This window comes from Niallia sp. FSL K6-0212 (assembly GCF_038007605.1).
Lineage (GTDB): Bacteria > Bacillota > Bacilli > Bacillales > Cytobacillaceae > Niallia > Niallia circulans.
This window is the reverse complement of sequence record NZ_JBBOXL010000001.1, coordinates 830,761-846,374: the sequence shown is the minus strand read 5'-3', so window position 1 is coordinate 846,374 and position 15,614 is coordinate 830,761. Positions and strand designations below refer to the sequence as shown.

Annotated in this window: 11 protein-coding genes; 8 read left to right on the top strand and 3 right to left on the bottom strand. The window is 36.0% G+C overall.

Translation table 11 applies throughout. The features are described from left to right. Positions 1 to 718 precede the first annotated feature (718 nt). From spoIIID to MHH96_RS03770, 7 genes are all read left to right on the top strand, one after another. A complete protein-coding gene (gene spoIIID, locus MHH96_RS03800) occupies positions 719 to 991 on the top strand; it encodes a sporulation transcriptional regulator SpoIIID (protein WP_016204804.1) in 273 nt (90 codons plus the stop codon). A 678-nt stretch (positions 992 to 1,669) separates the two neighbouring features. After that, a complete protein-coding gene (locus tag MHH96_RS03795) occupies positions 1,670 to 2,671 on the top strand; it encodes a rod shape-determining protein (protein ID WP_061800827.1) in 1,002 nt (333 codons plus the stop codon). 354 nt (positions 2,672 to 3,025) lie between these two features. Next, entirely contained in the window at positions 3,026 to 3,838 is an 813-nt protein-coding gene (locus MHH96_RS03790; RefSeq protein ID WP_061800826.1) for a flagellar hook-basal body protein, read from the top strand. A gap of 35 nt (positions 3,839 to 3,873) precedes the next feature. Further along, on the top strand, positions 3,874 to 4,701 hold the full coding sequence (locus tag MHH96_RS03785) for a flagellar hook-basal body protein (protein ID WP_328282836.1): 828 nt from the start codon (positions 3,874 to 3,876) through the stop codon (positions 4,699 to 4,701). 15 nt (positions 4,702 to 4,716) lie between these two features. Continuing rightward, positions 4,717 to 5,001, top strand: coding sequence for a DNA-directed RNA polymerase subunit beta (locus tag MHH96_RS03780; RefSeq protein WP_061800824.1), 285 nt, complete (start codon positions 4,717 to 4,719; stop codon positions 4,999 to 5,001). A 205-nt stretch (positions 5,002 to 5,206) separates the two neighbouring features. After that, complete coding sequence (gene fabZ, locus MHH96_RS03775) at positions 5,207 to 5,644, top strand: 3-hydroxyacyl-ACP dehydratase FabZ (protein WP_047942697.1); 438 nt, start codon at positions 5,207 to 5,209, stop codon at positions 5,642 to 5,644. A gap of 177 nt (positions 5,645 to 5,821) precedes the next feature. Then, positions 5,822 to 6,127 (top strand): hypothetical protein, encoded by a 306-nt coding sequence (locus MHH96_RS03770; protein ID WP_047942696.1) that lies wholly within the window; start codon positions 5,822 to 5,824, stop codon positions 6,125 to 6,127. Between the two features lie 73 nt (positions 6,128 to 6,200). Here the strand turns inward: MHH96_RS03770 and MHH96_RS03765 are convergent, their stop codons facing one another. After that, complete coding sequence (locus MHH96_RS03765; protein ID WP_047942694.1) at positions 6,201 to 6,635, bottom strand: YwpF family protein; 435 nt, start codon at positions 6,633 to 6,635, stop codon at positions 6,201 to 6,203. Between the two features lie 516 nt (positions 6,636 to 7,151). Here MHH96_RS03765 and MHH96_RS03760 point away from each other — a divergent pair. After that, positions 7,152 to 10,946, top strand: a complete 3,795-nt coding sequence (locus MHH96_RS03760) for a S8 family serine peptidase (protein WP_328282837.1) — start codon at positions 7,152 to 7,154, stop codon at positions 10,944 to 10,946. 158 nt (positions 10,947 to 11,104) lie between these two features. Here the strand turns inward: MHH96_RS03760 and MHH96_RS03755 are convergent, their stop codons facing one another. Together MHH96_RS03755 and MHH96_RS03750 are read right to left on the bottom strand one after the other, a co-directional pair. After that, positions 11,105 to 13,951: a DEAD/DEAH box helicase gene (locus tag MHH96_RS03755; protein WP_047942692.1), complete on the bottom strand. Its 2,847-nt coding sequence runs from the start codon at positions 13,949 to 13,951 to the stop codon at positions 11,105 to 11,107. Further along, positions 13,938 to 15,551, bottom strand: a complete 1,614-nt coding sequence (locus tag MHH96_RS03750) for an SWIM zinc finger family protein (protein WP_047942690.1) — start codon at positions 15,549 to 15,551, stop codon at positions 13,938 to 13,940. The genes MHH96_RS03755 and MHH96_RS03750 overlap by 14 nt, the downstream gene beginning before the upstream one ends. Between the last annotated feature and the right edge of the window lie 63 nt (positions 15,552 to 15,614).

Genomic DNA, 15,614 nt, shown 5'->3' with positions numbered 1-15,614 from the left:
TTATGGCAACCTTTATGTATTCTCGAAAGAAGTATTTTATGGATGGGAAATGTCGAAGAAAATACGTAAATACAAAGAATTCTCATCTAGACATCTCCCTTTATATCCTCGAATAGTCCACTAAAAGGCAAGACATCTAATAACTCCAGAATATTTATAAGTGAAAAGTAGTAGTATAATTTAACTATAAGTGGAAGACATAAATGGAAAATAGTCACTTACGAGCGGAAAATGACAAATTTCTCGGGAAATATTAAACCTCTAGACGATGAAAATAACAGATATTTTTCTAATAATAACAGATATAAAACCACACATCGGCAATTTCCTCTTTTTAAAAATATCATTCCTGTTTTTCAAGCCAATCAATTGTTTCGCATAAAACATAGCTATTTAATTCCTCAAAAACAAGTAAATATAGAAAAAAACAGATAAACCTTGTCCCTATTCATATTTTTCTGCATAAAGTCTTACCCAAGCTAATAAAATGTTACAAACCTTACAAAGCGGAAGTTTGGAGTGAGGGGTCGTTTGAAGATAATGGATATGTAGTTGAGGACATGTTTAATCCCTATAAGAACAGAAAGCTTTTGACTTTCTGCCGCATGAAGAAAAGTATTATGCAGGAAAGGAAACGTGCGGGATGAAGAATTTCAATGAAGCGAAAAGCGAGTCTCATTTCACACTTCTCACATCCAATTTAGGGAGGGCGAGTGGTGTGCACGATTACATCAAAGAGAGAACTATCAAGATTGGAAAGTATATCGTGGAGACGAGAAAAACGGTTCGCGTAATAGCGAAGGAGTTTGGCGTATCCAAAAGTACAGTCCATAAAGATTTAACAGAAAGACTTCCTGAAATTAACCCAGATTTAGCAAATGAAGTGAAAGAGATCCTTGATTATCATAAATCAATACGACATCTACGCGGTGGGGAAGCAACAAAAATGAAATATAAAAAGGAAGAGCTTGAAGGGGAAACTGTACAGTAAGAAATTCCAGGGTAATGCTTTATCATGAATGCATTAATTAAATAGAAAAAGTATGCAATATTAAGTTACCCTGGAAATATTTAAAACAGAAAGGGAAGTTTAGAAAAATGTAGTTACAACAGTCTATCGGTGGAGGTGTCTCCATCGATAGAGAAAAAGAATGAGTATAAAAAGCAACTCATTTTGGAATGCTAATAAAGGGTACATAATAGCTAAAAGGACCTTGGAAGCAATGTCCTTTTTCTTGTTTGAGAAAAAAGAAAATTATTTTGTGAAAAAAAACTCATTTTTTTTACAAAAAGTTACTTATTTCGTGATCTTATGATAAAATAAAAAATTAGAGTGGTTTAAATAGATAGAGAAAAAAACATACAAATTTTAACCTGAAAAATACATAATTCACTTTACAAAAGAATGAAAATGGTTGATTTAATATAGAGCGATAAGAAAGACATATTTAAGCGAGGTAAATATTTAGTGGCATTTAAAAAGGCGCTATAACTGTGTGAATGGAAGGAATTCTTAGGAATGTTTTTTCGTTTAACTACATTTAATGAAACTTAAATATGAGGATGTCGTTACATATAGTGTGGAAGCCAGCTCTTTGTCTCTATAAGGAAAATGAAATTATAAAATGAAAAAAATGGAAAAGCTAAAGGCGAAGGAGGAGCATATATAATGTTTGCTAGAGATATTGGTATCGATTTAGGAACAGCAAATGTACTCATTCATGTAAAAGGAAAAGGGATTGTATTAAATGAGCCTTCTGTTGTGGCATTAGATCGCAATACAGGCAGAGTGTTAGCGGTAGGAGAAGAAGCTCGTAGTATGGTCGGACGTACGCCTGGAAATATTGTTGCTATTCGCCCACTAAAGGATGGCGTTATCGCTGATTTTGATGTAACAGAAGCAATGCTAAAGCATTTCATTAATAAATTGAACGTAAAAGGATTTCTTTCAAAGCCAAGAATTCTTATTTGTTGTCCAACAAATATTACTAGTGTGGAACAAAAAGCAATTAAAGAAGCAGCCGAAAAAAGTGGTGGAAAGAAAATCTATTTAGAAGAAGAACCAAAGGTTGCAGCGATTGGTGCAGGAATGGATATTTTCCAACCAAGTGGAAATATGGTTGTTGATATTGGCGGCGGTACTACAGATGTAGCAGTGCTATCAATGGGGGATATCGTTACTTCTTCTAGTATTAAAATGGCTGGAGATAAATTTGATAATGAAATTCTCCAATATATTAAACGAAAATATAAGCTCTTAATTGGAGAACGTACGGCAGAGAATATAAAAATTAATATTGGAACTGTTTTTCCAGGTTCTAGAAAAGAAGAAATGGATATTCGCGGTCGTGACATGGTTTCTGGTCTTCCAAGAACTATTACGGTACATTCAGAGGAAATTGAGCAAGCATTAAGAGAGTCAGTATCTGTTATTGTACAAGCTGCTAAAAGTGTCTTAGAAAGAACACCACCTGAGCTTTCTGCTGATATCATTGATCGTGGAGTTATCTTAACTGGTGGTGGAGCATTACTTCACGGGATTGACTTACTATTAGCGGATGAATTGAAGGTTCCTGTATTAGTAGCTGAAAATCCAATGGATTCTGTAGCAATCGGTACAGGAATAATGTTAGATAATATTGATCGTCTTCCAAAAAGAAAATTAAGCTAAAAAATGGGGGGGCATAAACAAGTGAAAAAACTTGTTTATGCATAGGAAAATGAAATCTATTTATTTCATACCCGTTTGTATAAGTCTTAAACCTAAAAAATCGGAATGGAAAAATTTCTTTTTCTTATTCCGATTTTTTATTTAGCTGTTTCTGTTTTTTTAGTAACCATAAGGTTCTTCTTCCTCCTTTATCTTCCAGTAGATTGTTCCTATGAATAGCCGATATAATAAATGATTAATATAACGAACATTTTTAGACTTTTTTCAACAAAATTTAATGTAATCTTTTGATATTTTTTTTATAATAGAATATATATGCTTGAATCGAAATTTTTGTATAGATAGGAGACAATTATGTTTAAAGGGTTCTATACAGCAGCTTCTGGTATGCTTGCTCAGCAGCGCAAAACCGAAATGCTTTCTAATAATATGGCCAACAGTACGACACCGGGTTTTAAAGCAGATCAATCATCCATGAGAGCTTTTCCTGAATTATTACAGCAAAGCGTTAGGAAAAATGCAGCTGGTACTATAGAAAAGCAGCAAGTAGGCTATTTAGCAACAGGAGTCTATATGCAAGAAATAATCCCGAAGTTTACTCAAGGTGATCTTAATCAAACAGGATTAAAGACAGATTTAGCAATCTTAAACGCGAATATTCCAGGGAATGGAACGAATGCTGGCGGCGGATTATTTTTTACAGTGCAAAATGATAATGGAGTTGCTTATTCGAGAAACGGAAATTTCACCTTAGATGGCCAAGGGTATTTAACTACTTCTAGTGGTGCTTACGTTTTAGATGAAAATAATGAACGAATTCAACTTACAAGTGCGGATTTCTCTGTTACATCTGATGGAGTGCTTACAAGCAGTAATGGAGAAGTGTATCGTCTTGGAATAAGTTATACAGATTCACCGGAACAGCTCGTAAAAGAGGGGGATGGTTTGTATCGAGCACAAGATGGAGCCGCTCTACAAAGTGCTTATGCAAATAACCAAGTTACCTTTCAAATTAATCAAGGTTTTTTAGAGAATTCTAATGTTGATACAGCGCAGACAATGACAGATATGATGACTGCTTATCGAGCATTTGAAGCTAATCAGAAAATATTGCAGGCTTATGATAAGAGCATGGATCAAGCCGCAAATGAAATTGGTAAGCTATAAGAATCATTTAGATAGTAGTAAAGGGGGGAATCGCTATGAATAGAACGATGATAACGGCTAGTAATACTTTAACACAGCTGCAAAAGCAAATGGATCTTATTAGTAATAATATGGCTAATGTTGATACTACAGGCTATAAAAGGCAAAATGGGACGTTTACAGATATGCTTTATCAGCAATTTAATAATCAAAAGGATGAAACGCAGGAAGTCAATCGTCAGACGCCAAACGGCATCAGGCAAGGAGTAGGCGCTAAAATGGCTCAAACGCAATTAGTGATGACACAAGGAATGATTAAATCATCTGATCGCGTTTTGGATACTGCATTGACGAAAGAAGGACAATTATACAGAGTATTGGTGCAAGACGGAGGAACTTCCGAAATGCGTTATACGAGAGATGGAGCGATGTATTTATCACCTGTATCTAATAATGAGAATATGCTGGTTACGAAAGAAGGCCATGCTATCCTTGACGAGAATAATAACCCAATTTTATTAAATAATAATGTTAAAGAATATGCTTTTTCATCAACAGGAACTTTAACAATTCAATTGAATAATGGCGGGCAGGAAACCTTTAATCTCGGCATATCGTATGCTAATAATCCGCAAAGCCTTGAAAAAACAGGGGAGAACTTATATCGACTCTCTGACACTGCTGATGAAAATCAAGTAATGGTCGATTTGAATGGCGGCAGAAGAAATGAAATTGCAATGAAACAAAATGCATTAGAACAATCTAATGTGGATATAAGCAAAGAAATGGTCAATCTGATTGCTACACAGCGCTCCTACCAATTTCAGTCCAGATCCATCTCTTTAGCAGATCAGATGATGGGATTAGTGAATGGAATACGTTAAAAAAGGAGAAAAGTGATGGCATTAAATAGCAGTAGTCAAGAAATGGTTAAGACAAGAGAACAGGTTAAAAAAGATCAAAAAGAGAAGAATAATCCAGAAGAGAAAGCTTCTCCTAAACAGAAGATTAGAGTTCGTCTGTTTCCTATATGGCTACGTATTGTTGTTATTATTTTAGTAATGGCTGTAAGTGTTCTAGCTGGAGCCGTTGTCGGTTATAGTGTAATGGGAAACGGAAAAGCAACAGATACCTTTAAAAAAGATACCTGGATGCATATTGTCAATTTGATAAATGAAGAGTAAAGAAGATGGGAATTTGTAAAAATAATTACAGATTCCTTTTTTGCTGGTGTGCTGGAATGATCAAATTAACGAAATAGCTGTTCAGGATGATAGCTAGAACAACTATTTTAAAAAACATCTTAAAAAAGGAGGGGATATCCCTTCCTTTTTCATAGCTTTTTTTAGTACAATATAATATAACCACATATTAGTAGGAGGTCACAAAATGTTAGATATTAATCAAATTAAAGAAATAATTCCTCATCGATATCCATTTTTATTAGTAGATAGAATTTTAGAAGTGGAAGAAGGTAAAAAAGCTGTAGGTATTAAAAATGTATCGGCAAATGAAGAATATTTTAATGGGCATTTCCCTGAATACCCAGTTATGCCAGGTGTATTAATTGTAGAAGCATTGGCGCAAGTAGGAGCGGTTGCCATGTTGATTAAGGAAGAGAATAAAGGAAGATTAGCTTTCTTTGCTGGAGTAGATAACTGCCGCTTTAAAAAGCAAGTGTTTCCAGGAGATCAGCTGCGACTAGAAGTAGAAATGACAAGACTACGTGGCAATTTTGGAAAGGGAAAATGTGTAGCTACTGTTGATGGTGAAATTGCCTGTGAAGCAGAAATTATGTTTGCCCTTGGAGATAAGAAAGAAGCATAAAAAGGCAGAAAGAAGAGGTGTCTGTTTAAACGAGCAGCTTCTTCTTTTTTTCTTTACAACATTGTTTATTATTGGAATTGAATAATAAGGCGTAATAATTTTCTTTTCTTGGATAACCTAATAACTGACCAAATGAATGGTCATGAATGATACTTATCAAGAAAAGGGGTATAACGAATGACTAAATGGATGAAGTTATTAGGAGTTTCAGCGTTATCTGCTATGCTGTTAACTGCTTGTGGTAATGATGATGATAATCAAAGTCCTCCACCGGATGATGATACCACAATCGAAGATAAAGACTTAGATACGAATGACGTTGTTCCAGACAGAGGTACTGATCTGGATAATGACAACGAACCAGATGTACCAGATGAAAATAAAGATGATGATCTAGATCCAACAAAGGATGATAATGATCCTGGTGAAGATATGATCGAAGATAAAGATGATATGAAAGACAAAGACGATATAGATCGATAAAGAGCCTATATGTTCAGAATCTCAAGGTTATTCCAGGCCTTGAGATTCGTCTATTCAATAGTTCTCCTGCAACCTACAGCTTCTTCTCCAAAAATGTCTGTGGCTTGCTTTGCATCAGCTCAGTAAATTTATTCGATAATTTTTTCCCTTCATAGCCTTCTTCGATTAGATATTGGAGCAATAGCTCTGCATAGTCTTTTCTGTCTCTTTTTAATGTTCCTTCTAAAAGAATGCTTGCTTTATCACCAAAATTTTGGATAGACAGAATCGTTACTTCAAAAGGAGCGGGATCATTTTCTTTTTTTGAGATAACAGCTTGAACAAGCAACTCCTCCTTCTTCTGAAATGCTTCATCAAGAAAAGCGATAGCAGCTAATTCTGTATAAACCTCAATTAGCCAATGATTAAAATCATCTTCTTTATTTATAATCAATCCATCAATCAATTTAATCGGCACTAGCTTTTCCTTCGTGAGAATCTGTAAAGAAATTAATTTAAAAGTTTTCACGATAATCCCTCCCCAGGCAAATTCTCCTTTTCTTTTATTATACCTTACCTTGATGAATTATCTAAGCTCTCGAATGATCCGATTGGAAAATAAGTGAATATAATTCTATTTCGTATAGTACAAAAATATTCTCCCTGCCTCCATCTGAAAACAATCTCTTTAAAAATTATATTAATAAAAGTTTGTTTTATATTGTTCACTATTTTTTAATCTATTCTTTCTAAAAGGAGAATGTTTTATAATTTTTGCTAACATTTGCTTCTAAAAACTAGCTTTCATCACAGCCTTTCATCAATAATTCCCCAAGGTGATTATATCCTGATATTGGCAGAAAAGCAGAATAACGTCAGCTCTTGGCGAAAAAGGAATAAAAATGCGATATTTACTGACTAAATTACTAGTATATACAAGAGAGAGACAGTACTTTCGTCCCTTAATAAATATAAGAATATTGTGATATTTTTATATAGTTCGATATATTCCGAAAATAAAGAAGGGATAGAGGGGAGTTTTAACATGAAACTTAGAAAAGTATTTTTTCTAGTTATTATGCTCTGTATGCTATTTTCCAATAGTGTATTGGCAGCAACTGTACCAGATAAGGAAATTCGTAAAAAAGGAGAAGAAAACAAGCAAAATATCCAAACCATAAAGGTGGACGAGCTAGAGACCACTTATAATAAAAACGATACGGTTCGGGTAGTGGTAGAGATGAACACGGAGCCGACGGTGCAATATGCTCAAGCACAAGCAAAGCAAGTAAAAGAATTGCCTAAATCAACAAAAGAAAAATTAAAGAGCGAAAAGTTAGCAGAGCAGAAAAAAGTAAAAGAAAAAGTAAAAGCAAGAAAAGTAAAATTTAAGGAATTAGAGAATTTCACCACCATTTTTAATGGTTTTAGTGGAGAAATGAAGTACGGAGATATTGAAAAAATCGAGGAACTTCCAGAGGTAGCAAAAGTACATATTGCCACAGCTTATGAAAGACCAGAAGAAGAAGCAGACATGATATATAGTAAAGAACTTGTACAAGCTCAAGATGCTTGGCGGGATTATGGTTTTAAAGGCGAAGGAATGATTGTTGGTGTAATTGATACCGGCATTGACCCAAATCATAAGGACATGGTACTTTCTGATGAAACAGAAGAGGAATTGAGCAAGGAAGAAATTGCCCAATTTAAAAAGGAAAATGGGCTTAAAGGTAAATTTTATAGCGAAAAGGTACCATACGGATATAACTATATGGATGAAAATGACATTATTCAAGATATCGCTGAAGGGGCAAGTATGCATGGGATGCACGTCGCAGGTACTGTTGGAGCAAATGGCGATGAAGACAATAATGGGATTAAAGGAGTTGCGCCAGAGGCACAGCTTTTAGCGTTAAAGGTTTTCGGAAATGACCCAACTGTATCGACTACCTGGGGAGATATTTATATTAAAGCTATTGATGATGCGATCGTATTGGGTGCAGATGTCCTTAACATGAGTTTAGGATCTCCAGCAGGTTTTGTTGCGGCCGATGCACCAGAGCAGCAAGCTGTAGAGCGTGCTGTGGAAAATGGAATTATGATGTCTATTTCAGCTGGAAACTCTGCCCATTTTGGAAATGGCTTTGCCAATCCATCTAGCTCTAACCCTGATATTGGAGTATCTGGTTCACCAGGTGTTGCCTATGATAGTTTACAAGTTGCATCTATTGAAAATAGTTTTATAGATATTGATGCACTTTCCTATCAATATGATGGTCAGATGGAACAAGCTGGATTCCTGTCAGCAGGCAGTGTTCACCCAAATTCAGTTACGGAAAAAACATTTAAAATTGTTTATGCTGGATTAGGGAAACCAGAAGAATTAGCCGCAGTTGATGTGAAGGATAACTATGCGCTCATCCAAAGAGGCGAAATCGGCTTCGTGGATAAAGCAATCAATGCACAGCAGGCAGGGGCAGCTGGTGTTATTATTTATAATAATACAGATGGCTTTGTTAGCATGGCAACAGATGCAAGCATTAAGATTCCTCAACTATTCTTATTAAAAACAGATGGGGATAAATTAGCAGCAGCTCTTCAAAGTGGTGAAACTATCTCGATTACATTTGATGGCAAAAAAATAACTTCCGCTAATCCAGAAGCCGGAAAAATGAGTAGCTTTTCCTCATGGGGCCTAACGAATAACTTAGACTTTAAACCAGAAATCACAGCACCAGGTGGACAAATCTATTCTACTTTAGAAAATAATCAATATGGGATGAAGAGTGGAACGTCGATGGCAGCTCCGCATGTTTCAGGGGGATCTGCCCTTGTATTAGAACGTGTAGATAATGAATTCGATGTATCAGGCTTTGATCGAGTAAACATTGCGAAAAATCTCTTAATGAACACCGCTAAACCGGTGACAGATATTGGAACAGTAAACAGTGCATTTGACTGGGAGGTACCATATTCTCCACGTCGTCAAGGTGCTGGATTAATGCAGCTGCATGCAGCATTACAATCACCTGTTATAGTAACGGAGAAGAAGACGAAAGAAGGGAAAGTAGCCTTAAAAGAAGTAGGAAACACCTTTACTTTTACTCTAGAAGCGAAAAACTATAGTGATAAGAAGGTTAAGTATGATGTGGCTGCAAATATACAAACAGACTTTGCGGCTTACGGAGAGTTAGGTTATACTGCTAATCTATTAGAAGCACAGAAGATTTTGGATGCAAAGATAAAAGTAAATGATAAGAATGAAACAACGATAAGCATTCCTGCCAACAAAAGCAAAAAAATTAAAGTATCTGTTGATTTAACAAATGCAAAAGTAATTGATCCTTCTCAAACAGGCAGTTGGGAAACACCTGTAGCGATTGATCGCGTATTTGAAAATGGCTATTTTGTGGAAGGGTATGTAACATTAACAGATCCTCAGGAAACAAATGCAACATTAACCGTGCCGTATGTTGGATTTAAAGGTGACTGGAACAAAGCACCCATTTTAGATGGGATGAAATATGATGAGACATCTTTCTATGGCATGGCTGGAGCGGTGACAAAAGAAGGAGAAGACTTCCTATACCTTGGATATGATCCGATTACAAGTAAGTTTACAAAAGAAGGAATTGCCATTTCTCCAAATAATGATGGAGTCCAAGAAGAAATAATTCCGGTTCTATCGTTTTTAAGAAATGCAAAGAAAGTTCAATTCTCTATTGTTGATAGTAAGGGGAAAACCGTAAGGACATTACGTACACAAGAAGAAATTAGAAAGAATTACTATGATGGCGGCAAAGGAACAAAATATGTTCTTGATTCCAATTGGGCATGGGATGGAAAAGTGAATGGAAAGCTAGTGGAAGGGCAATATTTCTACCGCGTTAGTGCAACCCTTGACTATAAAGGTGCAAAACCACAGATAGTAGATATTCCGGTTATTGTTGATACAGTAAGTCCAACTGTTGAAGTGGACTTAGCAGAAGATAATAAAGTATTGGAAATTGCTGCGTCTGATGATGAAAATGGCTCTGGGATTTCTTATTTAGATATTTTAGTAGATGGGAAATCAGTTGTAACTACTCCAGTCAGCGGTGAAACAACTGAATTTACTTTGCCGAATGAAGTAAAACCAGGTACATCTGTAACAGTTGTTGCGTATGATTATGCTGGCAATAAAGAGGAAGCAAGTGTGGTTGCCGAAGAAGAGAAGAAGGATACAACTATTCCCGTAATCTCTTTAGCGACCCCAGAAGCTTTAGAGGTGTATGGAGAAAAAGAAGTGGTATTTAGTGGAACAATCAAGGATGAATCGGACCTTAAAGAATTTACGATTGGCGGTCAAAAAGTAGACACTGTTTATAATGAGGAGAAAGAAGAATATACCTTTAATACAGTCATTCCTTATGAAAATGGCGTTCATTCTGTTGAAATCAAAGCAATAGACAGTGCTGATAATACAGCAGTCTTTAAACGAAGCTTTATCGTTGATGCTGAAGCACCCGTCATCTCCTTCAAAGGGCTTTCTGGCAATCGAATCGTAAATAGCAATGGCAAAAATCCAACTGTACATGTAACAGTAAAGGATAATTTTGATGATATTCAATTAGCTCTAAATGGAAGTGAGCTTTATTATCAGACATTTAAAGAGCCATATGCTATGAGAAGTTTAGAAAAAACAATCAAGAAAGTGGAATTAGACTTAGAAAATGGCTTAAATGAATTTGAATTCACAGCAACCGATTTAGCTGGCCATAAAACAACGAAAACTGTATATTTCTATAAGATGACTAAACAAGAAAATCGAAAAGATATTAAAGTCCCAGAGGATAAATAAACAAACCGATCTATAAAAGAAGACGAGAAACAGGTTGAGACATAAGTATTTCAATCAAAGATAAACCCCAGCAAGGATACCGAGTAATTCATATCCTTGCTGGGGTTTTTATTCATGTCTTCTGTATTATCCATTTGGTTCTGTTCTCTGCTAGCACCCTATAAGGCTGCTGGGTTTTCATTCAATGACACCAAATCCCTTAATTCATCTGTTGTTAACTCGGTCATCCAATTTTCGTTTTGGATAATTTGGTCATTTAGTGATTGTTTCTTTTCCAGCATCGCATCAATTTTTTCCTCTAATGTTCCTGTACAAATCAGCTTATGAACATGAACAAAACGAGTCTGGCCAATGCGGTATGCACGGTCTGTTGCCTGATTTTCTACAGCAGGATTCCACCAGCGATCATAATGAATAACATGGTTGGCAGCTGTTAAATTTAATCCTGTTCCTCCAGCCTTTAAGGAAAGGAGGAAAATCGGAAATTCTCCAGCTTGGAATTGGTCAATTAAGCGATCACGTTGTTGCTTGGACATACTGCCATTTAAGAATGGAACGTCGATGCTGAACTTTTTCTTCATCATTTCCTGAATCATATGTCCCATTTCAATATATTGTGTAAAAATAAGGCAGCTTTCACCTCTCTCTAAAATCGTATCGGTCAGTTCTGCCAATTTCTCCATTTTTACTGATCGATCAATTAAGCTAGTAGGTGCTTGCTCTTTTAAGTAAAGGGCAGGATGATTGCATAACTGCTTTAATTTACTTAACATTTGTAGGACAAGACCTTTCCGCTCGAATCCAGAGAGCTGCTCAATTTGGGCAAATGTATCGGTAACTAATTGTTCATATAAGGCAGCCTGCTCCGTCGTTAAAGGACAATATTCCTTTTGCTCCAGTTTATCAGGGAGATTCAAGGCAACCTCTTCATCCTTTTTCGTTCTTCTTAATAAGAATGGACGAATCAGTGTCTGCAATTGCTGGATTTGTTCCGGTTTATTTTCCCTTTCAATCGGAATAACAAAGCGCTTTTGAAATTGTCCGAGGCTACCTAAATAACCGTGATTAGTAAAATCAAAAATAGACCAAAGCTCATTGAGACGATTTTCCATCGGTGTTCCAGAGAGCGCAATATAATGTGCTCCCTTTAATTTTCTCACAGCTCTTGATTGCTTTGTCTGCGCATTTTTGATATTTTGTGCTTCATCGATTGCAATGGTACTCCATGTGAGTTCTTCGAAGCTTTGCTTATCGATATGTGTTAATCCATAAGAGGTTAAGACTACATCTGCTTCGTGTACTCTATTTAAAAAGGCCTCATCTTTTAAGCGATTAGCTCCATAATGGAGATATACATTTAAATCAGGTGCGAATCGCTCTAACTCCTTTTGCCAGTTGCCGAGGACAGAAGTAGGACAAATGATAAGAGCTGGTGTTGTTAGTTCTGCTTCTGTTTCTTTCACTTTTAATAAATAAGAAATAAGCTGAACTGTTTTTCCTAGTCCCATATCGTCTGCTAAAATGGCTCCAAATCCATACTTTCTTAAGAAGAGAAGCCAGCTCATCCCAAGCACTTGATAAGCACGTAAATCGCCTAAAAAGCTGTGTGGAACTTCTTCTAATGGCAGATTCTTTACTTCTTTTAATTGATGAATCATCGTTCTCCATTGTCTATTTAGGTCGATTTGGATTCTTGCAAATGTTTTCGGATTCTCTAGCTCATCATTTTGTTGTTCTTCCGCTTGCATTAACTCTTGCTCAATAATATCGCGGACATGCAAACCTTCTTTTTCAGCTTTTTTCATTAAATCCTGTATTTGCCGAATAAAAGCGGGATCTAATTTAATCCAACGACCTTTAATAAAGACAAGACGGCGTTTTTCCTCCACTAATTTATTGAATTCATCTTCAGAGAGGGTGACGCCATTCATAGAAAAGCGCCAATTATAATCCAGCATTGCCTGTAGCCCTACAAAGGATGGACGATGACTTGTACTCGAAACCTTTGCTTTCACTTTCAAGTTGGCTGACTTCATTGCTTGCCACCAAGAAGGAAGAAGAATATCCACTCCAAGGGCAAGGAATGTTTCACTAGCTTCTGATAAAAAAAGCCAAGCTTCTTCTTCTGTTAATTGATTGGTTATCCCGCTTTTTCCTTTTAGCCATGGGAAAAGCAGGAGCCAGCGCTGTTGTTCTTCCTCAATATAGGAGGTAAAGTTTAACCACTTCTTCGGCATATTACTTTCATCATGTATATCCACAACGAGATCAGGATTTTCCTTTGATCGTAAAAATATATCCAAATCCCAAGTTGTATCGATTTCAGTTGGTTCTTCCAGACGGATTCCTAGCGTGAATGGATAGTCTGTTTCTTTTAACCCCATCCATTCCTGCCATTTATCTTCAGTGAAATAAGCAGCCAGCTGCTCGGAAGGAATATTTGCATTCTTTAATGTTTGGATTCTTGCATGGAAATTTTGTTTTGTCTCTTGATGATCTTCCAAATAATGATTGAGCGAATGCTGGAACCATTGCTGGATAAAATCGTTATTTGTTTGACCTGCCAACTCATCGTGAAGTTCCATTTCCCAAAAGCTCGGATCAAATTCATCCATGATACGATTGGGCAGGGACCATTGGAAATTGCCAACCTCCCATTGGCTGAAATCCGGTATCCATTCTTTATGTTTAATAGCTTCCAAAATACTTGGGGCAGCAGCAAGACAAACCTGTGCAGTATCATTCCAATCCCAATCTACATAACGATTAAACCCTTCAGTAGCAAGCAAAGTCACCAACTGCCAGCCACTTAATAATACGCCTTCTATTTCATCAATTGTTACAGTATCTAGGATAGTTCCATAATAGCTCTCTTGATGCTGCTGAAAAAGAAGTTTTTTCCAATAATTAGGATATAGATAGCGATTCTCTATTTCTCCTGTTAAAAAAAATCCTCTATTCTCATAGTAATGAACATTTATTTTTAGATAGTTAGTTTTCAGCATGGATTAACTTTCCCTTTCTACATTCTTCATGAAAGGCTCTTAATCGTTTCGTACGTTCTAAGATAACCAATAAGAATTGCTCGAATTCGGTTTGTTTTTTCAGCTTTTTATAAAGGGTACGCAGTTTTTTTAACTGACGGACAGCGATTCGATAATGCTCTCTATTTTTCCCTTCGATATGTTCTTGAATCGAACGATGATATAAGGAAAGCAATAATGATTGATCATATTCCTGCAGCGTTTTTATTTGTTCTTTGTGAAGATGATCTAGTCCATATCCCATCATGGTAAACAGATCCATCCATTTATCAAATTGTTTCTTCTCATACAGAAAATCCTCATATTTGCGGTAGCTATATGGAAGTGTATGAATATATGCTTTTTCAAGTAAGTCTTCTTTATTCATAGCTAGGCAATAAGGGAGAATCGCTCGGATTGCCATCTGTGTAAATTCGTAGCAATAATCGTCATCATCATCTGTACATATATAATTTTTCAGTTCTTGAATAAATGCTGGTATATATAAATCCATTCTTTTCCAAGCTTTGCGACTCGATAAATAATCAATCCAATAAAGCATATACGAAGTAACTTGTGTATCAAGTGATTGAATGATTTTAAGGGCATTCTCATCTTTTTGAAGAAGGATTTCTAGGTGAATCATGGCAATTTTTTCGGAAAAGCTTGGGTCGCTGTTCGCTGACAATTGTGTCAATTCATCCTGTCTCCATTTTTTCGTGGCGAAAAGATCCGTCCACATTAAGCGATAAAGCTGTATACACTCAAATGCTAATATTGGCTGGATGGTAAGAATTGCTCGTATATCATCCTTTAGACTAATTAAAAAATCGTCAAACGCAAATGGAAAGGTAAAGTTTGATAATTTATAGAGGTTATCCTCGATGCTATTCATTAAATCATGAAAAAGATGTCGATAATAGCGATTGATTGTTTGTGTATTATGATCTAGTTTTTTACTAACTATTAATAATTGTTTAAAAGTAAATACATGGGCGATAACTAAATAAAGGAGCTTCCACTCTGTTTGGAGAGGAGTAGCTGCTTTTATTTTTCGTATATAAATATAATACGTTTCCGCAATCAGATATGGTTTGTTATGATTTGTCTCCATAAGGGATTGAAAACTCTTTTCCAATGTTTCAATCCAATCTGTATAATTTGGCTCTTTGTCTTCTTTTTCCTTCAGTAAGTCACTTGCTCGCATAATACCGAGATTTTTTAACATTTCCGCATTCTCAATTGGTTTACGCCAATTTTCCAACCAAGTGGACACTTTCCCAACTTGTGCAAGTAAATAGAAAAATAGAGCGAGCTGATGGCGACAAAATCCTTCTGCGTGACAAGTACAAGAGCTCTGTTGAACATAATCCAAATCTAAAGTGGCCCTTACAGGCGTTACATCTTGGATCATTCCCGTCACCAATTCATTGGAGAACTTGACCTGATAGACAAAGCTTTGTCTGTACAGAAGCAGTCCCTTTTCCACAACCTTTTTCATTTGGGGATCATTTGCATCCAATAAATTCATTAAGTTTTCTGCGCAAAAATTCACTGGCTCCAAATACTTTTCTAGAAGCATAATGTATCCCTCCCATATTGGTAAATCGATTAATTTTGCTTAAAGATGTGCTCTAAGAAGTAG